This window comes from Cellulophaga sp. 3_MG-2023 (assembly GCF_030546975.1).
GTDB lineage: Bacteria > Bacteroidota > Bacteroidia > Flavobacteriales > Flavobacteriaceae > Cellulophaga.
The window spans coordinates 114,129-139,124 of the sequence record NZ_JAUOPS010000003.1 but is presented as its reverse complement, the minus strand read 5'-3'; the positions used below and the strand labels follow the sequence as shown (position 1 = coordinate 139,124).

Genomic DNA, 24,996 nt, shown 5'->3' with positions numbered 1-24,996 from the left:
CTTAAACACAATTACAAATAATAAAAACAAAAACAAGATGAAAAATTTTAAAAACGCAATTGCATTAGTAGCCTTATTAGTAGGTATTGTATTTACAAGTAACGCTCAAGATAAAATGAGTAAAATAATTTCTTTAGAACAAACTAAAGGAGAGTTTACACAGAAAAATTTAACTGTAGCGCCTGGCACTTATGTTTTTGAGATTGCAAACAATAACGTTGGTCATGATGTAGGTTTTGTACTTGTAAAAAAAGGACAAGATGTTAGCAAACCAGAAAACCACATTAAAACTGCATACGTTACAAAAGCAGTTGCAAACGGTAAAACAGAAAAGTCTAACGCTACTGTTTTAGAAAAAGGGGAATACGTATATTTTTGCCCGTTAAACCCAACAGCAACAGACAACACAATTACAGTAAAATAAAGTTTAATCTTTTTTTGTGTGATAAAATCCTTGACTAGCTATTGTAAGCTACTCAAGGATTTTTTGTTTTAAATAACCTCTGTTATTTGTATTGTAGATCCGTTAAAAACAAAACTATCACCTGCACTTTTACCTAACAGCAATTTACCTATTGGTGTATTTGCAGATATGCAATACACCTTTTTGCTACTATGAGCATATTCACCTGCAGAAATTGATAAAAAATAATTGTTTTTTTCTGTATACACCAAACTCCCTAAGCCAATTACTGTTGCATTTTTAGTTGCTGTTACCTTAGATAATAACTGTTGCATTTTTTCTGCCTCTAATAATTGCGCACCAAGTTTTTCGCGCTCTAATTGTAACATTGCTCTTCCAGTTTCGTGTTTATCACCTGCACTACTTTTTGTTTCTGATGTTAACGACTCCTGCACACCTGCAATATTTTTTTGTATTCTAGAAACTCTATTGTTTATAAAACTTGCGCAAAACTTTAAAAGCTCTTCTTTATTTACCATACTACTTTATCTGCTAATTCTTTACCCACTAAGCTGCCAATAGCAATTCCCATCCCGCCTAAACGCACACCGCAATACACGTTAGGTTCAACTTCTTTTATTATTGGATTTTTTTGGCTCCCAACACCCATTATACCACTCCATTTTTTATCTATTTTAAAAGGTGTGTTAGGTAAAATTGTTTCTCTTAATATCTCTTCAAGCTTTTGTTGCACTATTTTTGTTTCACCAAAGACCGATGTTTCTTCTGCTTTAAAGTCTAAATTTCGTCCTCCTCCAAATAAAATTCTATCATCAATATTTCTAAAATAATAATATCCTTTGTCTAAATGAAAAGTACCTTTAATATGTAAATTAGGTATAGGTGATGTTACCAAAACTTGCGCCCTAGCCGGCTTAACCTTTTCCTGTAGTAATTCTGCAGCAAAACCATTGGTTGCAACCACTAACTTTTTAGTCTGTAAAGTAAAATTATTTGTTTCTACCGCTACACCATTAGCCGTTGTAGTAAATGCTTTTACACTTGTGTTATTTAAAATTAAAATACCTTTTTGAATGACTTTTGCCAACAAACTCTGCATCATTTTACCAGTGTCTATTTGGGCTTCAAAAATATGTGTAATGTAGTTTTTTTGTATTTTATTAAAGTTGAATTTATTTTGCGTAGACACAAATGCATCACCTTTAAAAACAGAATTTAATAACGTGTTTACACCACTTAATTTACTTAAACAATGTTGATACAATGTAGAGTTAGACTCTAAAAATAGCTCATGACCTCCATAATTTTTATACCCAATAGCTTTGTCTCCTAAATTTGATCGTAATAAGTTTATACCATCTAATCTTTTTTGTACAAGCTCCACAACTTCTTCTTCTGTATGCGAGTCTAAATCTGATACTATTTCTGATATGCTACCAAAACAAGCAAAACCAGCATTTTTAGTACTAGCTCCCTGCGGCAACATTCCCTTTTCTAAAATTAAAATTTTGGCTTTAGGAAAACGCTCTTTTAAGTACAATGCACAATTTAATCCCACAATACCACTGCCTACAATAGTAAAATCTATTGCAGACAACCACGTTTTATGTTCCCAGTAGCTAAAATTCATTTTACTAAAATAAGAACTAAAACTAAGTAAGTGAATGCAAAAGTGTTATTTGGCATTTTCTAACCCAAAAAAGATTTGGGTTATAATATTTATATCTTCTTTTTTTGCTGATAATGTACCCTCTACACCAACAACTCCGTTCTTAACCACATTAGCTTTAACATCTAGCTTATTTAAAAGTCCAAATAATAAGTTAGACTTAGGAAAGCTTATATCGTTATTTAACTTAGAGAAATCTGCAGTGATATCTAAAAAGTTAGCGCTTTTAAAAACCTCTGTTTTGGGATTGTTTTTAGCCGTTGCAAACAAACTTACTTTGTCTGTTGATGACACATAAAAGTTATATATTGGCAACGCAGTAAATACGCCTTGCTCTATAGCTCCTTGTGTTTTTAAATAAGTTGACAAGCCGTTTTTATTTACACCTAAATTTACATACATTTTTGGCGCCTCTTTTTCTTGTACAGTTTTCTTTTCTACCTTATTAAAATTATCATCATAATCATAAGTAATAATAGTGTCTTGCTGTTTAGTTTTACCACTTACAGCCAAACTAAAAAACCCATTACTGTATTTTACAATACTATCTATTTGTAAATTACTTTTTTGTAAAAAAGAGCTATTTTTAAAGGCTGATATAAAGTCTCTCTTGTGATTCTCATTAGCAAAATTATAATCTAAATACATTTGCAAAGATGCATTGCGCACACTATTTATTGTAATTTCTTTTGAAAAAACTGAGGACTCATCAACTTCTAATTGTCCGGCTACAGCTAATTTTCCGTCTTCAAAATTTAAACCAATTACACTTGTTCCTTTTACGTATACAATGTGATCTTTAGTACTTTTTAATTTCTGAATTAGACTATTATTTTTATCTACAATCAACTTTTCTCCTACCAAAACATCTGTAAAAACAACAGAAACCTTTGTAAGATCTATTTTATCTGGTGCAGCCGCAACAGCAAGGTTTTTAGAGTTCCAAGCTATACAAACTTTAGATTTTTCTAAAACTGCGTATTTATAACCTTCTGCTTCAAGTATTTTTCCTTTTTTATTTTTTACATACTCTTTTATATATGCAGTAAAACCTGTAAAATTATCTATTGGAAATGTAGAAAAAACAGTGTTTTCTACATTTTTAAGTGTATATAAAACTACAGTATATGGTTTTAGATTAATGCCTTTTTCTAAGGTAGAATCTTTCTCTTTTTTACTACTTGAAAATGATATGTTATCATAATAAAACTTAGGTGAAGATAGCGCGTCTAAAACTATAGTTTCTTTTATACCGTGCAAATCTATTTTAACAACAGCATCTGCATTTTTATGCACAACACCTAATAAAGATGATGTGTTGTTTACAAACTTATAGCCCCAATAAACTATACCTGCAAGTATAATTATTGGGACTACTATTTTTATTATTCTTTTTAAACGCATATTGCTTAAAACTTAATCTATAAATGCATCTATAAAATTAATAAAGTATGCTAAGCCATTTTTATGTCCTTCTTCTGGAGTATTTAAAACAACTTTAGTACTAGATTTATTCCCCTTTAATTTACCTGTTGTAATTAAAAGATCTTCTGTATTACTAGTTAAAAAGTTTATTTTTCTTTTAAACTCTCTTGGCAACTCATTAACTGGTATTTGAGAAATTATATTTTTACCGTTAACATATGCCGCAGAAGTATTTTTACTAATATTTTTCTTGTGCTCACCACTTACACTACCTTTAAAACTGCCATTTCTAATAGCTAACAAATGGTCTTTAGACGTTGCAAAAAACAACACTCCTTTAGCGTGCATTGCGTATACATTTACAGGTACACTTCTTGGTGTGTTAAACTTATAAATACCGTTATCTACCGTCATTTCGTTTTCTTTAACAGCAATATTCATAAGCTTGTTAAAAATACTTTCTCCGTTAGAAGTGGCCATAAAAATAAAATCTGGTACCGTTTCTTCTTTAGTTTTCTCTATTGGAATTCTATTGTAGTTTTCATCATAATCATATGTTGTATATGTTACTTGCTTTTTAGCAATATCATTAACTACAAATAACATATCTCCTCTAACCAATTCACCAACAGCTTCTTCATCTAAAAAAATAGATAATAAGTCTGCTCCTAATGGCGCCAAGGTTGCAACTTCTTTATCATAAGAATTAGCAAACATAGATTTCATAAGCTTTGGATACTCTGTAAGTATACCTTCTGTACTTGCATTAACAGACATATAGCCCAGCATCTTATCTTGGTTAAAATACTTGTAAAAATCTTTATTCATTTTACCATTGTACATAGCTTTGGCGTGTTTTGCCATAGCATCACTCATAGTATAATCTATGTTTAAAACAGCACTAGTGTTAGTAAAATCTAAGGTAGAAGACATAGAAGAGTTTCTATACAACTCCTCTACATTATACATACCAAAAGCATTACTAAAACCCTGTGTTAATACTAACTCTTGGTAAAGATTTATGAAATCGCCTGCCCAAGCGTGTGCCTCAAAGTTTTGCTTTCCTAAACTAGCAACATAACTCTTGTTACGCAAAATATTATTGGATGAGTGGTCGCCATTTATAAAAGCTTTTGCTTTTTGTAAATTACGCACTTTTGCTTTTTGAGTTTTAGCTATTCTTCTTGCTTCTCTTTCTTGTCGTTCTCTTTTGTAACGTTCTTGTCTTTTTTTATAGTAATCATCATTAGAGTATGTTGCATCTTCGGTAGATTCAATTACTGTTTCTTCAACATCTTCAATTTCTACTTCAACAACCTCAATGATTTCTTCAGTTTCTTCTACTTCTGAAACTTCAATTTCAACCTCCTCAACAGCATCTTCTGCAACGTCTACAGCAGATTCTACTGCTTCTTCAACTTCTACTGCATCACTATAATTATAGTAGTCGTTATCTTCGTTTGCATCTTCAGAAATAACAACAACAAGCATTCTATCATTCCAAGCTACAGTAATGCCATCATAATTATCTTGCATATAAGTAATATCACCGTCAGTTTTTATCTTTTCGGTACTACTATTGTTCTTTTTAATTAAGTTATCAAACCCACTTTTAGAACGTAACGGAATAGCAAAGTAATTAGAAAAAACACCTTTTTCTGCTTGTAAAAAATAGTATGCGCTTGCATTAAAATCTATACCTAAATCATTAAGACTTGTTAAGTCACCGTCTGATTCTCTGGCTAGTTCTTTTACCATTTCTTGACCTATTTTAGAGTTCTCAAACTCCTTAATAGAAAACAAATCTGTAACATTACTTCCTTTTATAGTAACAACTGCACTAGAGTTGGCAGGTATATTTTGTATTAAATCTTGTGCTTGCGTTGTATATGCAGCACAACAAATAGTTAGGCTTAATAATAATTTTTTCATTCTTTTAATTGTTGATTAATTGTATGGTATTTTCTAAAGTTTGTTGGCCTGTTATTAAAGGCAATGCAGGCACACGCATAAATACTGCCTTTTTATTTGGAGCAATTTTAGCTCCTGAATTAGAAACACTTTTTACAGATGAATTAAACCTATATATTGTTGTGTAACTAGCATCATTAAAAACTTTTTTATCTTCGGATTTAAGCGAATTAAATTTCTTTTTTATACTACCATCATATTTAAAATGTCTTTTAAATTGATGATTTTCATCATTATATGAAAAATTAGTGGTACTAAAACTTGTTTTTTCTCTTCTATTTTGATTGTTAATCATTTCTTTAAAAATTGAATTAACGCTCTCTACAGATGTAAAGTCACAAGCTATAGAAAATATATAATTATCATAATCTGCTGTTTTTTCTATATTAGATATGCCTTGTGTTTTTTTAAGATGATCCACAGCATTTTTCATAGCTAAGTCAATATCCTTTTTAGATGGCACCTTATAACCGTTAACGCTGTCTAAAAGCATAACAGAAGCCAACTTAGACTTACTCTTGCTTAGGTTAGCTGTAACGGTTATACGTCCGCTACCGTCTTTATTAAAACTAATTTCTTCTAAAATTTCAAAGCAACTTGTGCATAATAGTAAGCAAATAAATAAAGGAACGTACGTAAATAGTTTTTTAAGCATATGAATTGGCATTAAATTATAATAGTAAACTATGTTTTAATGTTAAAATTGTAATTGAAACTGATTTTATTAGTTAGACTACTAGTACCTAATATTGTTACGCCAGTATTGGAATAATATATTCCCAGTTTAATTTTTTAGCATAATCAAGTGCTGTTAAACCATTATTTGTTGTTACGTTTTTATCTGCCCCCAACTCTAATAATATATTTACAGTAGTTTTATTACCTGCAATTACTTGCCTGTGTAAAACCGTATAGCCAGCTTCATCTTTAATAGTAAGTTCTTCTGGATTTTCTTTAAAGAATTCTAAAAACTGGTCTGCTGTGTTTACACACATTGGGTGCTCTATAAGGTTTTCTGGGTTTTCTTTTTGACCGTGAACTAATAAAATAGCATTAAAATCTCCAAAATTTAAACCCCAAGCATTATCATGTTGTTGCCTAGCTTCTTGGCTCATACCAGATCTTAATACGTGTATTGTAAAGCCTCCGTAGGTTTCACTAGACATAGCAAGCATCCAATCGCTTATTTTATTTACATTACAACTAACAGTTTCACCTTCTGTAACATTTGTTAATTGCATTGGGTTATTAGCCAAAACACCTGTAACTATTTCACCATCAAAATTTATATCACGAACCCACATATGCTCTACAGTTGGCTCTTCTTCCCCATCAAACATTTGCTCAAAAGGAAACTTCACAATAGCTAAATCATGACCAGGAATAACACGCCTGTGCTCCCAATACAACTCTCTCCAAAAATATTTAAAAGTCTCTTGCGCTCTTTTAAATGCTAATGACATTTTATCATCCTCTTTTGCAAAAAACACTTCTTGCTTATTTTCTGAATTGCTCATATATTTTAATTTCTGTTGAGTTCATTTTTTTAACACTACAAAGGTATAGTCATAAACAAGTAGCTAACACCCTGTAAACCGTGAAAACCTGAAGGCTAGTTATTGCCAAAAAAAAACTCCGATACTATATCGGAGTTTTTAATTTATTCATCATCTTTACTAGGTTCCATAACAAAACTCTCCATAAAGGCCGTGGTATAATTACCTGCCAAATAATCTGGATGATCCATTAATTGCCTATGAAAAGGAATTGTAGTTTTTACACCTTCAATTACAAATTCATCTAAAGCACGTTTCATTTTATTAATTGCCTCTTCTCTAGTTTGCGCAGTTGTAATTAACTTAGCAACCATAGAATCATAATAAGGAGGAATTGTGTAACCGCTATATACGTTAGTATCTAAACGTACTCCATGTCCGCCTGGCGTATGTAATGTAGTAATTTTTCCTGGAGAAGGTCTAAAATCATTTCTAGGATCCTCTGCATTAATTCTACATTCTATAGAGTGTAATTTAGGGTAGTAATTTTTACCAGAAATTGGCACACCACCAGCAACTAAAATTTGCTCACGTATTAAATCGTAATCTACTACTTGTTCTGTTATAGGATGCTCTACCTGTATTCTGGTATTCATCTCCATAAAGTAAAAGTTACGGTGCTTATCTACTAAAAATTCAATAGTACCGGCTCCTTCATACTTAATATATTCTGCCGCCTTAACTGCTGCAGCTCCCATATCATCACGCAGCTTATCTGTCATGAACGGAGAAGGAGTTTCTTCTGTTAATTTTTGGTGACGTCTTTGTATAGAACAATCTCTTTCTGATAAGTGACAGGCTTTACCATATTGGTCACCAACAACTTGTATCTCTATATGTCTTGGTTCTTCAATAAGTTTTTCCATGTACATAGCACCATTACCAAAAGCGGCAGTTGCTTCTTGTACAGCACTTTCATAAAGAGCTTCCATTTTATCTTCAGACCAAACAGCACGCATACCTTTACCACCACCACCAGCAGTTGCTTTAATCATAACAGGATATCCCATTTTTTTAGCAACTTTTTTAGCTTCAGCAACATCTTTAAGTAAACCGTCAGAACCAGGAATAGTTGGTACTCCAGCTTTTTTCATAGTCTCTCTAGCACTAGCCTTATCTCCCATACGGTCTATATGCTCGCCAGATGCGCCTATAAATTTAATATCATGCTCTGCACATATTTTAGAAAACTTAGAGTTTTCTGATAAAAAACCATAACCTGGATGTATTGCATCTGCATTTGTAATTTCTGCTGCTGCAATAATATTTGGTATTTTTAAATAAGATTCATTACTAGGAGCAGGGCCAATACATACAGCCTCGTCTGCAAACCTAACATGCAAACTCTCTTCGTCTGCCTTAGAGTATACCGCTACCGTTTTAATTCCCATTTCTTTACAGGTCCTAATAATACGTAAGGCTATCTCTCCCCTATTTGCAATAAGTATTTTTTTAAACATCTTATGAAATTTTAAATTTTAATTCTAAATTCTAAAAAACTAAAAGTATTTAGCGTCTAAAATTTCTTATGATGGATCTACTAAAAATAAAGGTTGGTCAAATTCTACTGGAGAAGAATCATCTACCAATACTTTTACAATTTTACCAGAAACTTCAGATTCTATATCATTAAAAAGTTTCATTGCTTCAATAACACAAAGAACATCTCCTTGACCTATAGTATCACCAACTTCTACAAACACAGGTTTGTCTGGAGATGGTTTTCTGTAAAAAGTACCAATAATTGGCGACTTTATAGTAATGTATTTATCGTCATTACTTTCTTCTTTTGCAGGTGCAGCTTCAGGCGCAGCAGCTGGTGCTGGTGCAGCAGCGGCAGGAGCCATTTGAGGTTGCCCCATTGGTATTTGTTGCAAAATAGTTGTCTCTCCACCAGAGTTTAATGCTCCTGTTCTAATGGTAATTTTAATGTCTTCCATTTCTAATTTAACTTCGCTAGCGCCAGATTTAGCAACGAACTTAATTAAACTCTGAATTTCTTTAATATCCATAAAAATTAGATTTTGTTTAGTTGTAAGTTTTTATTTTTTGATTAAGAGTTATAGGCCCATTTTAAGAAAATAGAACCCCAAGTAAAGCCACCACCAAATGCAGCAAATACTAAGTTGTCTCCTTTTTTTAGTTGATCTTCGTAGTCTGCTAATAATAATGGCAATGTAGCAGAAGTTGTGTTTCCGTATTTCTGAATGTTCATCATTACTTTAGAAGAATCTACACCCATTCTGTTAGCTGTAGCATCTATAATGCGTTTGTTTGCTTGGTGTGGTACCAACCAATCTACATCTTTTTCTTCTAAACTATTACGCTCCATAATTTTTGCTGAAACGTCTGCCATATTAGATACAGCATATTTAAAAACAGATTTACCGTCTTGAAAAACGTAATGTTGTTTATTTTTTACAGTTTCCTCAGATGCTGGTAATAAAGATCCACCTGCATCAATTTTTAAGAAATTACGCCCAATACCATCAGACCTTAAGTATTCATCTTGAAAACCTAGGCCCTCTTCATTAGGCTCAAAAAGTGCGGCACCTGCGCCATCACCAAAAATTATACAGGTAGTTCTGTCTGTATAATCTAAAATAGAAGACATTTTATCTGCCCCTATTAATAATACTTTTTTATACCTACCAGATTCTACATAACTACTAGCTGTAGACATACCGTATAAAAAACTAGAACAAGCCGCTTCTAAATCAAAAGCAAAAGCATTAGTTGCGCCAATCTCTGAGGCTACAAAAGCTGCCGTAGCTGCTACTTGTAAATCTGGAGTTGCAGTACCAACAATAATTAAATCTATCTCTGTTGGATCTATGCCTCTTTTTTGCAATAAATCTTCAGCTGCTTTAATTGCCATAAAAGAAGTTCCCTTGTCATCTCCTTTTAAAATTCGCCTTTCTTTGATACCTGTCCTAGTGGTAATCCACTCATCATTTGTATCTACCATCGTTTCCAGTTCTTTGTTAGTTAAAACATAGTCAGGAACATACTTACCTACTGCAGTTATTGCCGCTGATACTTTACCCATATATAAGTTTGATTTTTTTAATCAAAAAGTTTCAAAAAAGTCTAAAAATCATGGAAAATTAGTCAATTTTTACGACTTTTTACCAAAACTGTTTATTTTTTGATAAAAATTGATGAAAAATAAAAAAACCCTCACTTTTACGGTGAGAGTTTTGAATATTGTACAAAGATAGAATTAAGCTACTGCTTCTTCTGTTTTGTCAATTAATATTTGTCCACGGTAGTATAATTTACCTTCGTGCCAGTGTGCTCTGTGGAACAAGTGAATTTCTCCTGTTGTTGCATCTTTTGCAAGTGTTGGAGCTACCGCTTTATAGTGCGTTCTTCTCTTGTCTCTTCTGGTTTTTGAAATTTTTCTCTTTGGATGTGCCATTATGAAACTTTATTTATCCGTTATTAATTTTTTTAATGCGTCCCATCTGGGATCAATATCTTCTTTATTTTCCTTTTCTTCTCTTGGTTGTAGCTCTTCTAACTTATCTACGGCTTTAGATCTTAAAGTGCCATCCAGTACTCCCGGATGAATTCTTTTAGACGGAATAGCCAATACCAGCATTTCGTATAAATATTGCGAAATATTAACCTGATGTTCTCCGTGAGGAATTATCAGTATTTCTTCATTCTCATCATTATACTCTTCGCCAAACTTTACTACCAATTCTAACGTAGAACTTATAGCTTGGTCATAAGGTTCACTAGAAATATCACAGAAAACATTTACTGTTCCTTCTGCAATCATCTCTAACTCCAACATTGTACTCATTTTATTTAACTTTACCTCTATATCTATATTGGCATCATTAAACTCATTGTACTCAAAAGATTCAAAGAACTTATTGTCTATTTTATACTCAAAACTGTGCTTTCCCTGCTTTAATCCAGAAAAAGGAATGGAAAACTCCTTTAGCTTCATCATAACAACACTATATTTATAAGTACCAGCCTCCTTAAAGGCGGGTGCAAAGATATTATTTTTTTAATTAAACCCAACTATTATGCGTAAATATATTACTACTTAATAGTTTAGCTATTGTTTTGCCCTATTTTAGGGGCTAATTTCACTTAAATTTATAAAAAATATTTTACTCTTTCCTCTTTAAACGTTGTTTTTTTAGAGGATTCTGAGTTAATTCTTTATACTCCTCCCTGTTTTTAAAGATTTTTAATGCCGTAAAAACTGCTTCTTTAAAAGAACTATGGTCTGCTTTTCCCTTACCTGCAATTTCATATGCGGTACCGTGATCTGGCGATGTACGTACTTTAGATAAACCTGCTGTATAATTTACTCCTTTGCCAAAGGATAATGTTTTAAAAGGTATTAATCCTTGGTCGTGATAGGCTGCTAATATAGCATCAAAATTACTGTAAGCATCAGACCCAAAAAAACTATCTGCAGAATAGGGACCAAAAACCATTTTTCCCTGATTTTTTAATTCTGTAATTGTTGGTTTTAAAACAGTATCATCCTCTTTTCCTATAACACCATTATCTCCGCTATGCGGATTTATACCTAATAGTGCTATTTTGGGTTTTTGTATTGCAAAATCTTCTTTTAAAGAACGCTCTATTGTAGCTACTTTTTCTTTTATAAGCTTTGCTGTTATTGCGCTTGCAACATATTTAACAGCTATATGGTCTGTTAACAGTCCTACTTTTAAAGAGCTTGTTACCATAAACATTAAGCTATTGCCACCTAATTCTTTTGCTAGATAATCTGTATGGCCTGGAAAATTAAATTCTTCAGACTGAATATTATTTTTATTTATAGGTGCAGTAACCAATACATCAATCTTATCTTCTTTTAATGCTTTGGTTGCTGCTTGCAAAGATTTTAGTGCGTAATCTCCACTCTCTTTAGTTGCTTCACCAAACTGAGTTTTTGGAACTTCTTTCCATACATTAACCACATTAATTTTGCCTGCTATAGTTTTGTCTGCATCTGGTATACCATTGTAGTTTATATTTAAACCTAACTCTTTCTTCTGAAAAGAAATGGTTTTGTTTGATGCAAAAATAACTGGAGTGCAAAAATCTAACATACGGTTGTCTTCAAAAGTCTTTAAAACAACTTCACAGCCAATTCCGTTTAAATCGCCTATAGAAATTCCTACCTTAATTTTTTTGCCTTCTTGCATAATTCAACTGTATAATGTCTAAATTTACACCGCAAAACTACTTAATTAAAACGATATGTTTACTGGGATTATAGAAACTTTAGGGAAAGTAACCGCATTACGTAAAGAAGACACCAACCTACACATTACTATAAAATCTACTTTAACACCAGAGCTTAAAATAGATCAAAGTGTTGCTCACAATGGTGTTTGCCTTACTGTTGTTGCTATAGAAAATGATACTTACACAGTTACTGCTATTGATGAAACATTGCAAAAAACAAGTATTGGGGCTTTAGAATTAAATTCTACTGTAAACTTAGAGCGTGCTATGATATTGGGCACAAGATTAGACGGACACATTGTGCAGGGGCACGTAGACCAAACTGCTGTTTGTACTGCTATTGAAGAGCAAGATGGTAGCTGGATTTTTAATTTTGAATATGATGATAAATACAACAATGTAACTATTGAAAAAGGTTCTATTACAATAGACGGCACAAGTTTAACTGTATTTAATTCTGGAAAAAACACGTTTAGCGTAGCTATTATACCTTATACTTTTGAAAACACTGTTTTTAATACCTATAAAGTAGGTATAGTTGTAAACCTTGAGTTTGATGTTATTGGTAAGTATGTTGCTAAACTAATTGCAAAATAAAAATTTATATTTTTTAATATTAAAGCCGTGTGTATCTCTTTTAGAAATATACACGGCTTATTTTTTTATTAAAGAATATTTGTTTTCATTTTATTCCAAGCTTTTACTAATAAAAAACCTGCCACTAATGCAATACCCGTAAATATTATTCCTTTTGTTGTTTCGCCATAAATCCAATACCCTGTTGCAAACATACAGGTATATATAAGGACACAACCTAGCACCATAGCTCCTATACCAGATGGTACACTCCATTTTTCATTTGGATTTACAATTTCTATATTGTCTGCTTTAGCATCTATTACAACCTTTTCCCAGCCTGGACCTCCTGGTTGTATTTTTTTATAAAAACTATTTAAGACTTCTTTAGACTCTGGCTTAGTCATAAACGTAGCTGCTACCCAAATTATGGTTGTTATTAATACTACAAATGGTATTTGAAACCAATCTGGAAAAACTCCTGTATTTACTGCAAAAAGATAGTTTCCTAGCGGAGTAACTTTTAGTAAGATAGATAAGACTCCTGATGCAAACATTGCTGCAATCTCTGTCCAGGCATTAATTCGCCACCAAAACCAACGTAAAATAAAAATTAGTCCGGTACCGGCTCCAAACAACAATAACATATCAAAAACCTCCATAGCATTTTGCATTAACAAGGCCAAACAAGCACTTAATACCATTAACACAACAGTAGAAAGTCTACCAACAGCTACCAATTGTTTTTCTGATGCATTAGGATTTACTTGTTGCTTGTAAAAATCATATACTATATAAGATGATCCCCAGTTAAGCTGAGTAGAAATTGTACTCATATAAGCAGCTATTAATGACGCTAACACCAAGCCTAATAATCCGCTTGGTAATTTTGTTAGCATAGCAGGGTAAGCCAAATCATGTCCTAATTTATCTGCTGCTATATTAGGAAAAGCTTCTGCTATACTAGCAACATCTGGGTAAACAACTATAGATGCTAAAGCAACTAAAATCCAAGGCCAAGGGCGTAATGCGTAATGCATAATATTAAAAAAGAAAGTTGCACCAATAGCATGGTTTTCATCTTTTGCAGCCAACATACGTTGTGCAATGTAACCACCGCCACCAGGTTCTGCTCCTGGATACCAAGAACTCCACCATTGTACAGCTAAAGGAATAACTAATAAGGTAATTACAGCATTTGTATTGCTAAAATCTGGTAAAATAGATAATTTCCCTTTCACATCTTCATGTGTTAGTAAGCTTGTTACTCCGCCTACTTCTGGTAAATTAACCAAATAGTAAGCAGCGCCTATTGCGCCACCCATTGCTACAAAAAATAATAAAAAATCTGTATAAACCACACCTTTAAACCCGCCTAGGGCACTAAACGTAACGGTTATTAAACCTGCACTTACTACGGTTTGCCAAGGCTCTAAACCTAACATTATACCTCCAATTTTTATTGCTGCTAATGTTACAGCAGACATTGTAATTACATTAAAAATAACACCTAAATATATAGACCTAAATTTTCTTAAAAAACTGGCTGGTTTTCCACCATAACGTAATTCATAAAACTCTAAATCTGTATTTACATTAGATTTACGCCAAAGCTTTGCGTATACAAAAACAGTTAGCATACCTGTAATTAAAAATGCCCACCAAACCCAGTTACCAGAAACACCATCTGTTCTAACAATATCTGTAACTAAATTAGGTGTGTCTGTAGAAAATGTTGTTGCAACCATAGAAAGACCTAGCAACCACCAAGGCATTGTTCTTCCAGATAAAAAATATTCTGATGAGCTTTTTCCTGATTTTTTAGAAACCACAACTCCAATACCTAAAACAATTGTAAAAAAAACAATGATTAGCGTATAATCTAGTGCACTTAATTCCATTTTTTAGTAGTTGGTTAATTAGTAAAGATATTATTTTTTACAATACTTTTGTCTTTTTTAGCTAAACGCCAATTATGGGTCTATTAATAACAGCAAACATTTCTACAACTGCATGGGTTTTGGCTTTTACAGCCGTATTTGTAATGGGTGTTTCTAAATCTGGTTTAAAAGGCATTTCTATAATTGTAGTTACACTTATGGCTTTGGCTTTTGGTTCTAAAGCATCTACAGGTTTACTTGTACCATTGCTTGTTGTAGGCGACATTTTTGCTGTAATTTATTATAGGAAATATACCCAGTGGAAATACATTTTAAAGTTTTTACCCTGGATGATTAGCGGTATTTTAATAGGTGTATTTGTTGGTAAAGATTTACCAGAAGCTTCTTTTAAATACTGTATGGGTGGTATTATATTAATTACCGTTTTGATGATGCTTTGGTGGGATCAAAAAAAATCTAAAAATGTACCAACACATTGGGCATTTGCCGGCTCTATGGGTTTACTTGCTGGTATTACTACAATGATTGGTAATTTGGCTGGCTCTTTTTCTAACATCTACTTTTTAGCAATGCGCCTGCCTAAAAATCAGTTTATAGGCACAGCTGCTTGGCTTTTTTTAATTACCAATATTTTTAAGCTCCCTTTTCACATTTTTGTGTGGCATACCATTACAAAAGAATCTGTTCTTTTAAACCTAAAACTTTTACCTGCTATTTTTGTAGGCTTTATTGTTGGCACCATTCTAGTAAAGTACATTAAGGATAAATTTTTCAGAAAAATGATACTAATTCTTACAGCTATAGGTGCTTTGCTAATCTTGCTTAGATAATTAATTGGTTTTCCTTGTAATAATCTTATATTCATACATAAAATCATTAAGTTTTCTATATCCCCTATGAAAAATTTAACCTCGCTTATTTTACTTTTCTTTATTAGTTGCTACGTTATTGTTGGACAAAATCTTTTTCCACCTATACACAACTATAAAATATTTGATTACAATGCTGCTAGTAAAAATTGGGGATTAGCCACTAATAAAGATGGCGAATTATTTTCTGCCAATAATGCTGGTCTTTTACATTTTAATGGAGAAGAATGGAAACTTAACGCCTTACCTAGTAAAACCACCATACGATCTGTTGCTGCTATAGATGATAAAATTTACACCGGTTCATATGAAGAATTTGGATTTTGGAAAAAAGATAGCCTAGGTGTTTTAAAATACACATCATTAACACATCTTATAAAAAACCACGTATTTACTAGTGAAGAGTTTTGGCAAATTATACCTCATAACAATGCAATTGTTTTTAGGTCATTTTCTAAAGTATATGTTTACAAAAACAATAAAATAACGGTAGTTAAAGCAGATATTATTGTTAACAATATTGCAAAACACAACAACCAAATTATTGTTGCAGGTGGTGATGATGGTTTGTTTTATTTAGAAGGTGACACCTTAGAACCTCTTGTCTTAAAAAACAATATTTCTTTTGTAAATAAAACTGTAGTAGATATGGTTTCTATTAAAGAAGGTTTGTTAATTGGCACCAAATTAAACGGTTGTTACTTAATTAAAAATAATGAAATTAATGTTTGGGGTAGCACTATTAACGACACATTAAAACAGCATCAGCTTAATAAAATTATGGTGTTAAATCAGCACAGCATTGCTTTTGGCACTATAAAAAACGGACTCTTTTTATACAACAATAACACAAAAACCTATAAAAGTATTAATCGCGAAGTTGGACTACAAAACAACACCATTTTAGCTATGGTTGCTTTTAAAAATCAGCTTTGGTTAGGGTTAGACAATGGTATAGACCACATTCAACTAGACCACCCAATTACGTATTACACAGATTTTACTGGTGTTTTAGGTACTGTTTATGACATTGCTTTGTACAACAACAAAGTATACTTAGGCTCTAATACTGGTTTGTATTATGTAGATAATGATGTGCTACATTTTGTAAAAGGCACTCAGGGGCACGTTTGGGATATTGCAGTTGTAAACAATGAGCTCTTTTGTGGACATAATACAGGAACATTTAAGTTAAATAAAGATGGCTTGGTTAAGGTATCTAATATTTCTGGAGGCTATCAAATAGAGAAAATACCTGAGGACAAATCATCCTTTTTACAGGGTACTTATACCGGAATAGCAAAATACAGTAAAGTTGATATTAACCAATGGACTGTAGAACGATTAAAAGGCTTTAATTTACCAGTAAAAAAATTGTGTTTTGAAGACTCTAACACACTTTGGGTTGCTCACCCATATAAAGGTTTTTACAAACTAAAATTAAATAGCACCTATGACTCTGTAATTAGCTCCAAAGAATATAACGGAAAAAATGCCCCTAATAAATACAATGTAAAACTCTACAATATTAAAAACCAAATTGTTTTTTACAGTCAGGGAGAGTGGTTTAAATACGATCCTATTTTAGACAAAATTGTAACGTTAGAGGAGTTTAGCTCATTTAAAAATAATGAGTTGTTGTATTATAATGATGATCATTTTTGGTTTATTGACAATGAAAACAGTAAAAAAATTACTTATACCAATTTTAAGGAAGACAATATTATTATTGAAAACCAAAGCTTAAAAAAACGTATAATACCTGAGGCAGAAAATATTATTAAGGTAAACGACTCTACATTTTATTTTACCCTTGTAGATGGTTACAGTCAAATAAACTTTAACAAGTTAAACAATCAGTTAAAAGATAATAATAGGCTACCAACTCCTAAATTAGTGAGTTTTACTGGTAAACAAAACAGTTACCCAATACATACAAAAAACATAACATTGCCTTTTAAAGATGCTGGTAATATTAGTATTAAAATTGCTTCATCTGGCGTTATGCACTCAAAATATTACTATAGTTTAGATGGCAAAGATGCTCAATTTGCTAAATTAGATAATGGTTTTATATCATTTCAAAATTTAAGTTACGGTAGTTACACTTTAGAGGTTTATGGTGTAGGTATTGACAATAAAAAATCTGAACCAAATGTTATTAATTTTACAATAAAAGCACCTTGGTATTTATCTGGCCCGGCACTGTTAATTTACCTTTTACTTATAATAGCTGCAATACTTCTTATTAGAAAATATAACAAACACAAACTAAACCTAAAACACAATAAGCTTAAAGAACGTATGCAAAAAGAGCAAGATGAAAAAATTGCGCTTTTAGAGAAAGAAAAATTAGCAAAAGAAGTAAAGCTTAAACAAAAAGAATTAGCTAATACTACATTAAATATTGCTAAAAAGAATGAAATTATTTTAGACCTAAAAAACCTATTAACTCAAAACAAAGATAAATTTCCTAATCAGCAACGTTATAAATCCTTTATGAAAAGGTTAAACAATTCTGTTAACAACAAAGAAGACTGGAAACGATTTGAAATGAATTTTAAAGAATTGCATAGCGACTTTTTTGAGAATCTTTTAAAAGAATACCCAAAGCTTACTCCTAAAGATTTAAAACTATGTGCTTACCTTAAAATGAACCTATCTACTAAGGAAATTGCACCCCTTATGGCTATTACAGTTAGGGGTGTAGAAATACATCGTTACCGTTTACGAAAAAAATTAAATATAGATAGCTCAGAGAACATATCTAACTTCTTAATCACCTTTAAATAAAGGTTTTTCTGTCATAAACAGCTTAACAATTACATAACACGCAGTACATCATTACTACATCAAAGTGTTAAAAGTGTATAAAAAACTAGGTTACAATACTACTGCAAACCATACTATTGGCGGTGTGTAGCGTAATTTTTGTGTTGATGTAGTTTTTATGTAGTTGCTAAAACCTTAGCAAACAGCCTCTTTTATTAATTTAGTAAAAATCTAACTCAATTTTTAATGTATTATGAAAATACTCAATCAAATATTATTAATCTGCTTTATTCTGTTCGGGATGTCTGCCTACGCCCAAGAGAATATAACGGTTAAAGGACAAGTAGTAGACAATAATGGCACACCTTTATTAGGTGCTAGTATTATTATTAAGGGTACTACAACAGGAACACAAACAGATTTTGATGGTAACTACCAATTAAACAGCGTTCCAAACAACGGAACTTTAGTTATAAGTTACATTGGTTTTATCACATCAGAAATTGCTGTAAATAATTCCAATACAATTAATGTAACCTTAGAAGAAGATGCAGAGTCTTTAGATGAAGTTGTTGTAATTGGTTACGGTGAAATGAAGTCTAAGGATTTAACCTCATCTATAACCACTGTTAAAGCCGAGGAATTAGCAGCTGTACCAACAGGCTCTGCAATGCAGGCTATGCAAGGTAAGGTTGCGGGTATGCAAGTAGTAAGTAGCGGTTCTCCTGGGCAAGGACCAACTATTAGAGTAAGGGGTATAGGGTCTTACAACACAGGTGCCTCTGCCCCTTTGTATGTTGTAGACGGTATGTTTTTTGACAATATAGATTTTTTAAATACAGCAGACATAACATCCATTTCTGTCTTAAAAGATGCTTCTGCATCTGCAATTTATGGTGTTAGAGCTGCAAATGGTGTTGTTCTAATAGAAACAAAATCTGGAGCATTTAATAAAAAAGCAGAAATTACATATGATGGCTACTCTGGTTTTCAGGTAGCACAAAACGTTTTAAAAGTTGCTAACGCAGAACAATTTACAACCTTAGCGTTAGAATCTGGTTCTGCACCAGATGCAGACTATATTCTAAATGCTATGCAGCGTTATGGTCGTAGTAGAGTTAACCCAAATGTACCTAATGTTAATACAGATTGGTATGATGAAATTATAAGACCAGCTTTAATACAAAACCATAGTATTGGTGTAACTGGTGGTAGTGAAGATGTTAGTTATTCTGTAGGGGCTAATTACTTTGGACAACAAGGTATATTAGACACTAAAAATGAATATGAGCGTTTTAACTTAAGAAGTAAAATAGAGTTTAATGCAAACGACTGGTTAAAAGTTGGTGCTAACACGGTAATTAGTAACGCTACTAGATATGATGGTGATAACTCTGCTTGGCGTGCTGCTTATTTTGCTGTACCTATTTTACCTGTGTATGATGAGGCTTTAGCTAACGACCCAGATGTTTTCCCTACAAACTATGCTAATGCACAAGATTTAGGCTATAGAGGTGGTCAAAACCCTTTTCCCCTTTTAGATTTTAATGAAAACAGAACAAAAATTAGAAATATACTTGCTAATTTTTATGCAGAAATAGACTTAATACCTACTAAACTTAAGTTTAAAACTGCATACAACCACAACTACCAAACTCTAGAGTACAGAAGTGTTAATTTACCTTACTACATTGGCGATAGTTTTCAAAGACCAGATGCTTCATTAACAAAGAGTAACACAACAATATCAAATCAGATATGGGATAATACTTTAACTTATAAAGAATCTTTTGGTAATCATGATGTAACTGTCTTAGCTGGTACTTCGTTCAGAGATGAATCTTATCAGTTTTTAAGTGCAACAGGATTAAACTTTCCGTTGTCTGGTGAAGAAGCTTATTATTTAGACCAAGCACAGACTATTGTAGAAAATAGTGTTGGTGATGGTGGTGCAAGAGAATATGGATTCTCTTACTTTGGTAGAGTATCTTATAATTATGATGGTAAATACCTACTTTACGGAACATTTAGAGCAGACGGAACTAACAAATACCAAGAAAAATGGGGTTATTTCCCTACAGTTGGTGCTGGTTGGGTTGTATCTGAAGAACCTTTTATGCAAAACAATGGTGTTTTTGATTTTCTTAAACTACGCGGTAGTTGGGGTAAATTAGGTAATGATAATGTTGCTGGCAGTAACGGTTCTATTACTTCTTCTGTAGTTACAACTGCGTTAGGAGACACTATGTTTAGCGGTTTAAACACAGGTAGTGATTTTACTTCTTTAAAATGGGAGGTTACAGAGGAAACTAACATTGGTATAAATGCTAGTTTTTTAGCCAACAATTTATCTTTAGAGGCAGATTATTATGTTAGAGATACAAAAGACGCCGTTATCCCTGTACAAAGACCATTAATACCTGGTTCTACCAGACAAAACGTAGGAGAAATTAGAAACTCTGGTTTTGAAATGTCATTAAACTGGAGTAAAAAAGTATCAGATGATTTTAGTTATAACATTGGCGGTAATTTTTCTACACTTAAAAATGAAGTATTAAGTTTAGATGGCCAACAATATATAGATGCAGGCTCAGCAGAATTTCGTCAACGTTCTATAGTTGGTGAACCTCTTTACGCTTTTTATGGTCGCGAGGTTGTTGGCATTTACCAAAATGAAGCAGAAATACTTGCAGATCCTGTTGCTGTAGCTAATAACTTAGTCCCTGGCGATTTTAAATACAAAGAAAACGGTGGAGATCCTACTACTATTGATGATGATGACCGCGTAGTTTTAGGATCTTACTTACCAACATACTCATACGGATTTAACTTTGGGTTTAACTACAAAAATTTTGACTTTACGGCTACTGCTTCTGGTCAAGGTGGCAACAAAATACTTAACCGTAAAAGACTAGAAGTAATTTTTACTAGTGATACTAACTGGGACAGAGATTTTGCTGTTAACCGTTGGCACGGTGAGGGTACTACAAACTCATACCCGTCTGCAGCCGCAGTACGTAAAGGATGGAACCAAAAATTAAACGATTACTACGTAGAAGATGGTGACTACTTTAGAATTCAGAACATAACACTTGGGTACACAATTAATAAAAATGGAGAATTAAAAGGTATTCCTAAAACCCGTATTTACCTAACAGCAGAAAAACCATTAACCATATTTGGTTATAACGGGTTTAACCCTGAGGTTGCTAATGGTATAGATAACCAAACATATCCTATCCCTGCAGTTTATACAATGGGAGTTAACATTAAAATATAAGACTTATGAAACTGTATAAAAAACATATATCACCTCTACTTATACTAGCATTTATTGCATCAGTATTTGTTGGGTGTTCAGACAAGTTAGATGAGCCACAGGAAAACAACAACTTTGCTGGTGGTACAGATTTTACAAAAACCGAGGATATGATATTGTCTATCATTGGTGTTTACGATGCTTTTCAATCTCGTGGATGGGAACAACCTTTATTAATTTCTGTTCGTGGAGACGATGTTAATGCTGGTGGTTTAGGTGACCAACAAGATTTTGCTGAAACTGACCTTTTTAATTATAACAAAGATTATTGGATGTACAATTCTCTTTGGGAAAACGTATATGTAGATGTTATTACAGCGCATACAGCTATGGAACAAATAGCACGTTACCAAGAGTTTGCAGATGCAGACGGTATTGATAAAGGAAACCAATACATTGCAGAAGCTAAAGTTTTAAGAGGAATGATGTTATTTCAAATTTCTCAGGTTTGGGGAGATATTTTTATTCCAGAATCTTCAGACACTGGCGCCCTTTTAAACGTTACAGAGTTACCTACTAAGGATGAGGTTATGCAACATATATCTGACCAGATGGATGAGGCAATTACATTCTTACCAGACGCAAGACCTAATGAGCGTACAGACATCCCAGGTGGTGTTACTAAATACACTGCTTTAACAATTAAAGCTTTAGCAAACCAAGAGCTTAAAAATTACCAAGAAGTTGCTTCTGCTACAGGGCAAATTATTAATTCTGGTAAGTTTAGTTTATTCTCAGATTATTATGAACTTTTTAAAACTCCTGGTAAGTTAAGTGATGAGAGCATATTGGATTTACAGTACTCAGATTTTGGACAGGGAGAAGGAGATCGTGAAGGTCATTTATTTCAACCTTATGGTCCACAAAACTGGACACCTGCAGTTACTGGTGCTGGTTCTGGCTGGGGTTTTTATGAGCCTAGCTTAAAATTTATAAAATTTATGTTAGACCGTGGAGAAGCTGTGCGTTTAGAAACTAGCGTACTATTTACAGATCGCGGTATTGCAGAGCTTCAAACAGATCCAAATTACGCTACTCTACCAAGTTTTGTAAAAAACACAACCAGAGATGGTGATGTTATAAACGACTATTCTAGAGCCCTATTTTCTAGTGGTAAACACTATTTGCCATCAAACCAATTAATAGAAGGCAGAACAGAATATGGTAGTAACAAAAACTACAATGTTATACGTTATGCAGAAATTTTATTAATGTATGCAGAAGCCATTACACAAGGAGCAACAGCAACATCTATAACTGCAGATAATGCTGTAAACTTGGTAAGAGAAAGAGCTGGTATGCCATCTCTTACTGGTGTAACATTAGACGATGTAATAGATGAAAAATTTGCAGAACTAGGTATGGAGTGGGGCAAACGCTATTATGATATGGTTAGACTTGGTAGGTATAACGAATTAAGCTATGACGGAAGAACATTTTCTGAAGATAAAATATACCTTCCTTACCCACAACCACAGGTAGATCAATTTCCAATATTAGGAAACCCATCAAACTAAAAACAAAAAGCAATGAAAAATTTAAAATATACAATAACCTGTTTGGTTTCTGCATTGTTTTTCTATTCTTGTGATCAAGGTATAGATGATATTACACAAGTAGCACCGGGAAAAGATGCTACGGCACCAACAGTTAAAATAAATTACCCTACAGAAGGCACAAAAATTAAGGTGCTAGACATTGTTACTTCTATTATTATAGATTTTGAAGTTACTGATGATATAGAAGTTGCCTCTATTAACGTAGCTATAGATAATAACAATATTCAATCTTTTACAAGCTTTAAAGACTACAGACGTGTTTTAATAGATGATTTAGTTTTTGATAATTTAGTTGATGGTACACACCAACTAACTATTACCGCTACAGATTTAGAAGGCAAGACCACTGAAGCATCAGTAAACTTTGAAAAAGAGCCTGCTTACACGTCACTATTTGCTGGGGAAACTCTTTATATGCCTTTTGATGGTGATTACGTAGACCTTATTGGTTTACAATCAGCAGAAAAAGTTGGCGTACCCGGTTTTGCTGGTGAAAGCGTTGTTGGCACTAATGCGTATTCTGGTGCAACAGATGCTTATTTAGAATACCCTACAGACGGTTTAATTGACGGTGCAGAGTTTAGTGCATCATTCTGGTACAAGGTAGATGCCAGTCCAGACAGAGCTGGTATTTTAGTTATTGGTGATGATGTAGATGACCGTTTTCAAGGTATTAGATTATTTAGAGAGGGTAATGGTGCTGAACAAAGAATTAAAGCTAATGTTGGTACTGGAGCAGGAGAAAGTTGGAATGATGGGGCTGTTATTAATGTAGCAGATAATGAATGGGTTTATATTACACTTGCTGTTTCTGCTACAAAAAGTACCATATTTTTTAATGGCATACCAGTAAATACTGCAGACCTATCAGCTCCTGTAGACTGGACAAATTGTAATACAGTTACCATTGGTGCTGGCGGAGAAACATTTAGTTACTGGGATCATAAGTCAGACAACAGTGCTATAGATGAATTACGCTTTTTTAATAGAGCACTAACCGCTAGTGACATAGAAAATATGATAAACGTTACAAATCCATACACTGGCGTTTATGATGGTGAAATGTTTTATGCTCCTTTTGATAATGACACTAAAAACAAATTTACAACGCAAGAAGCAACTGTAATTGGATTGCCTGGCTTTGCAGATGAAAGTGTTGCTGGTAGTAATTCTTTTGCTAGTACAACAGACTCTTATATAACCTATCCTACAAATGATTTATTAAACAGTACAGAGTTTAGCGCAACATTTTGGTACAAAGTAGATGCTAATCCAGATAGGGCAGGTATTTTAGTTATTGGTGATGATGCAGATGATCGTTTTCAAGGGTTAAGACTATTTAGAGAAGGTAGTGACACAGAACAGAGAATAAAAGCAAATATTGGTATTGGTACTGATGAAAGTTGGAATGATGGTGATGTTATAAACGTAGCAGATAATGAATGGGTATTTGTATCACTAGTTATTTCTTCCACAAAAAGCACCATTTATTTTGATGGTGTTGCCGTTAACTCTACAGATTTGGCTGCTCCTATAGATTGGACAGGCTGCGACTTAATTACTGTTGGTTCTGGTGGTGAAACATTTAGTTACTGGGATCATAAATCAGATAATAGTTCTATTGATGAACTGCGCCTATACAACAAAGCACTTTCACAAGAAGAAATACAGTCTATTAGAGACGCAGATTTATAATAAATACATTTTTTAGTTTTTAGTTATTCATATT

General features: G+C 32.9%; 20 protein-coding genes. 7 read left to right on the top strand and 13 right to left on the bottom strand.

Going from position 1 to position 24,996, the window contains the following annotated elements; all coding sequences use genetic code 11:
• The first annotated feature begins 37 nt into the window (after positions 1-37).
• Positions 38-424, top strand: a complete 387-nt coding sequence (locus Q4487_RS10300) for a plastocyanin/azurin family copper-binding protein (protein WP_303542205.1) — start codon at positions 38-40, stop codon at positions 422-424.
• A gap of 68 nt (positions 425-492) precedes the next feature.
• Here the strand turns inward: Q4487_RS10300 and Q4487_RS10295 are convergent, their stop codons facing one another.
• The 12 genes from Q4487_RS10295 to pdxA form a co-directional block, all read right to left on the bottom strand.
• Positions 493-942, bottom strand: a complete 450-nt coding sequence (locus Q4487_RS10295; RefSeq protein WP_303542207.1) for a 3-oxoacyl-ACP synthase — start codon at positions 940-942, stop codon at positions 493-495.
• On the bottom strand, positions 936-2,054 hold the full coding sequence (locus Q4487_RS10290; RefSeq protein WP_303542209.1) for an FAD-binding oxidoreductase: 1,119 nt from the start codon (positions 2,052-2,054) through the stop codon (positions 936-938). Before Q4487_RS10290 ends, Q4487_RS10295 begins: the two co-directional genes overlap by 7 nt.
• Before the next feature lie 45 nt (positions 2,055-2,099).
• Positions 2,100-3,497, bottom strand: a complete 1,398-nt coding sequence (locus Q4487_RS10285; RefSeq protein ID WP_303542211.1) for a hypothetical protein — start codon at positions 3,495-3,497, stop codon at positions 2,100-2,102.
• A gap of 12 nt (positions 3,498-3,509) precedes the next feature.
• Positions 3,510-5,450, bottom strand: coding sequence for a hypothetical protein (locus Q4487_RS10280; RefSeq protein WP_303542212.1), 1,941 nt, complete (start codon positions 5,448-5,450; stop codon positions 3,510-3,512).
• 4 nt (positions 5,451-5,454) lie between these two features.
• Positions 5,455-6,144, bottom strand: coding sequence for a hypothetical protein (locus tag Q4487_RS10275; RefSeq protein WP_303542214.1), 690 nt, complete (start codon positions 6,142-6,144; stop codon positions 5,455-5,457).
• A 97-nt stretch (positions 6,145-6,241) separates the two neighbouring features.
• Positions 6,242-7,006: a DUF2314 domain-containing protein gene (locus Q4487_RS10270; protein WP_303542216.1), complete on the bottom strand. Its 765-nt coding sequence runs from the start codon at positions 7,004-7,006 to the stop codon at positions 6,242-6,244.
• Between the two features lie 143 nt (positions 7,007-7,149).
• Positions 7,150-8,505, bottom strand: a complete 1,356-nt coding sequence (accC, locus tag Q4487_RS10265) for an acetyl-CoA carboxylase biotin carboxylase subunit (RefSeq protein WP_100894474.1) — start codon at positions 8,503-8,505, stop codon at positions 7,150-7,152.
• A 66-nt stretch (positions 8,506-8,571) separates the two neighbouring features.
• Positions 8,572-9,057: an acetyl-CoA carboxylase biotin carboxyl carrier protein gene (gene accB / locus Q4487_RS10260; protein ID WP_100894473.1), complete on the bottom strand. Its 486-nt coding sequence runs from the start codon at positions 9,055-9,057 to the stop codon at positions 8,572-8,574.
• 41 nt (positions 9,058-9,098) lie between these two features.
• Entirely contained in the window at positions 9,099-10,094 is a 996-nt protein-coding gene (locus Q4487_RS10255) for a beta-ketoacyl-ACP synthase III (RefSeq protein WP_100894472.1), read from the bottom strand.
• Between the two features lie 174 nt (positions 10,095-10,268).
• Positions 10,269-10,466, bottom strand: a complete 198-nt coding sequence (rpmF, locus tag Q4487_RS10250) for a 50S ribosomal protein L32 (protein ID WP_100894471.1) — start codon at positions 10,464-10,466, stop codon at positions 10,269-10,271.
• A gap of 9 nt (positions 10,467-10,475) precedes the next feature.
• Complete coding sequence (locus Q4487_RS10245; RefSeq protein ID WP_100894470.1) at positions 10,476-11,009, bottom strand: DUF177 domain-containing protein; 534 nt, start codon at positions 11,007-11,009, stop codon at positions 10,476-10,478.
• Between the two features lie 166 nt (positions 11,010-11,175).
• Complete coding sequence (pdxA, locus tag Q4487_RS10240) at positions 11,176-12,228, bottom strand: 4-hydroxythreonine-4-phosphate dehydrogenase PdxA (RefSeq protein WP_303542221.1); 1,053 nt, start codon at positions 12,226-12,228, stop codon at positions 11,176-11,178.
• 55 nt (positions 12,229-12,283) lie between these two features.
• Here pdxA and Q4487_RS10235 point away from each other — a divergent pair, with 55 nt between their 5' ends.
• Complete coding sequence (locus tag Q4487_RS10235) at positions 12,284-12,868, top strand: riboflavin synthase (RefSeq protein WP_303542223.1); 585 nt, start codon at positions 12,284-12,286, stop codon at positions 12,866-12,868.
• Between the two features lie 68 nt (positions 12,869-12,936).
• Here Q4487_RS10235 and Q4487_RS10230 read toward each other — a convergent pair whose 3' ends face one another.
• Positions 12,937-14,748, bottom strand: coding sequence for a sodium:solute symporter family protein (locus Q4487_RS10230; RefSeq protein WP_303542225.1), 1,812 nt, complete (start codon positions 14,746-14,748; stop codon positions 12,937-12,939).
• 74 nt (positions 14,749-14,822) lie between these two features.
• On the opposite strand from Q4487_RS10230, the gene Q4487_RS10225 reads away from it, so the two are divergent.
• The 5 genes from Q4487_RS10225 (at position 14,823) to Q4487_RS10205 (ending at position 24,962) form a co-directional block, all read left to right on the top strand.
• Positions 14,823-15,578: a sulfite exporter TauE/SafE family protein gene (locus tag Q4487_RS10225; protein ID WP_013620850.1), complete on the top strand. Its 756-nt coding sequence runs from the start codon at positions 14,823-14,825 to the stop codon at positions 15,576-15,578.
• Positions 15,579-15,644: 66 nt separating this feature from the next.
• The gene (locus Q4487_RS10220) at positions 15,645-18,410 is read left to right on the top strand and encodes a triple tyrosine motif-containing protein (RefSeq protein ID WP_303542227.1); all 2,766 of its coding nucleotides are present in this window, start codon (positions 15,645-15,647) and stop codon (positions 18,408-18,410) included.
• A 232-nt stretch (positions 18,411-18,642) separates the two neighbouring features.
• A complete protein-coding gene (locus tag Q4487_RS10215; RefSeq protein WP_013620852.1) occupies positions 18,643-21,669 on the top strand; it encodes a TonB-dependent receptor in 3,027 nt (1,008 codons plus the stop codon).
• 5 nt (positions 21,670-21,674) lie between these two features.
• A complete protein-coding gene (locus tag Q4487_RS10210) occupies positions 21,675-23,225 on the top strand; it encodes a RagB/SusD family nutrient uptake outer membrane protein (protein WP_303542229.1) in 1,551 nt (516 codons plus the stop codon).
• Positions 23,226-23,237: 12 nt separating this feature from the next.
• A complete protein-coding gene (locus tag Q4487_RS10205; RefSeq protein WP_303542231.1) occupies positions 23,238-24,962 on the top strand; it encodes a LamG domain-containing protein in 1,725 nt (574 codons plus the stop codon).
• Positions 24,963-24,996 lie beyond the last annotated feature (34 nt).

What these genes read in the sequence shown, in the direction of transcription:
- Q4487_RS10300 (WP_303542205.1), top strand. Translation starts at nt 38, where the DNA reads ATGAAAAATTTTAAAAACGCAATTGCATTAGTAGCCTTATTAGTAGGT.
- Q4487_RS10295 (WP_303542207.1), bottom strand. Translation starts at nt 942, where the DNA reads ATGGTAAATAAAGAAGAGCTTTTAAAGTTTTGCGCAAGTTTTATAAAC.
- Q4487_RS10290 (WP_303542209.1), bottom strand. Translation starts at nt 2,054, where the DNA reads ATGAATTTTAGCTACTGGGAACATAAAACGTGGTTGTCTGCAATAGAT.
- Q4487_RS10285 (WP_303542211.1), bottom strand. Translation starts at nt 3,497, where the DNA reads ATGCGTTTAAAAAGAATAATAAAAATAGTAGTCCCAATAATTATACTT.
- Q4487_RS10280 (WP_303542212.1), bottom strand. Translation starts at nt 5,450, where the DNA reads ATGAAAAAATTATTATTAAGCCTAACTATTTGTTGTGCTGCATATACA.
- Q4487_RS10275 (WP_303542214.1), bottom strand. Translation starts at nt 6,144, where the DNA reads ATGCTTAAAAAACTATTTACGTACGTTCCTTTATTTATTTGCTTACTA.
- Q4487_RS10270 (WP_303542216.1), bottom strand. Translation starts at nt 7,006, where the DNA reads ATGAGCAATTCAGAAAATAAGCAAGAAGTGTTTTTTGCAAAAGAGGAT.
- accC (WP_100894474.1), bottom strand. Translation starts at nt 8,505, where the DNA reads ATGTTTAAAAAAATACTTATTGCAAATAGGGGAGAGATAGCCTTACGT.
- accB (WP_100894473.1), bottom strand. Translation starts at nt 9,057, where the DNA reads ATGGATATTAAAGAAATTCAGAGTTTAATTAAGTTCGTTGCTAAATCT.
- Q4487_RS10255 (WP_100894472.1), bottom strand. Translation starts at nt 10,094, where the DNA reads ATGGGTAAAGTATCAGCGGCAATAACTGCAGTAGGTAAGTATGTTCCT.
- rpmF (WP_100894471.1), bottom strand. Translation starts at nt 10,466, where the DNA reads ATGGCACATCCAAAGAGAAAAATTTCAAAAACCAGAAGAGACAAGAGA.
- Q4487_RS10245 (WP_100894470.1), bottom strand. Translation starts at nt 11,009, where the DNA reads ATGATGAAGCTAAAGGAGTTTTCCATTCCTTTTTCTGGATTAAAGCAG.
- pdxA (WP_303542221.1), bottom strand. Translation starts at nt 12,228, where the DNA reads ATGCAAGAAGGCAAAAAAATTAAGGTAGGAATTTCTATAGGCGATTTA.
- Q4487_RS10235 (WP_303542223.1), top strand. Translation starts at nt 12,284, where the DNA reads ATGTTTACTGGGATTATAGAAACTTTAGGGAAAGTAACCGCATTACGT.
- Q4487_RS10230 (WP_303542225.1), bottom strand. Translation starts at nt 14,748, where the DNA reads ATGGAATTAAGTGCACTAGATTATACGCTAATCATTGTTTTTTTTACA.
- Q4487_RS10225 (WP_013620850.1), top strand. Translation starts at nt 14,823, where the DNA reads ATGGGTCTATTAATAACAGCAAACATTTCTACAACTGCATGGGTTTTG.
- Q4487_RS10220 (WP_303542227.1), top strand. Translation starts at nt 15,645, where the DNA reads ATGAAAAATTTAACCTCGCTTATTTTACTTTTCTTTATTAGTTGCTAC.
- Q4487_RS10215 (WP_013620852.1), top strand. Translation starts at nt 18,643, where the DNA reads ATGAAAATACTCAATCAAATATTATTAATCTGCTTTATTCTGTTCGGG.
- Q4487_RS10210 (WP_303542229.1), top strand. Translation starts at nt 21,675, where the DNA reads ATGAAACTGTATAAAAAACATATATCACCTCTACTTATACTAGCATTT.
- Q4487_RS10205 (WP_303542231.1), top strand. Translation starts at nt 23,238, where the DNA reads ATGAAAAATTTAAAATATACAATAACCTGTTTGGTTTCTGCATTGTTT.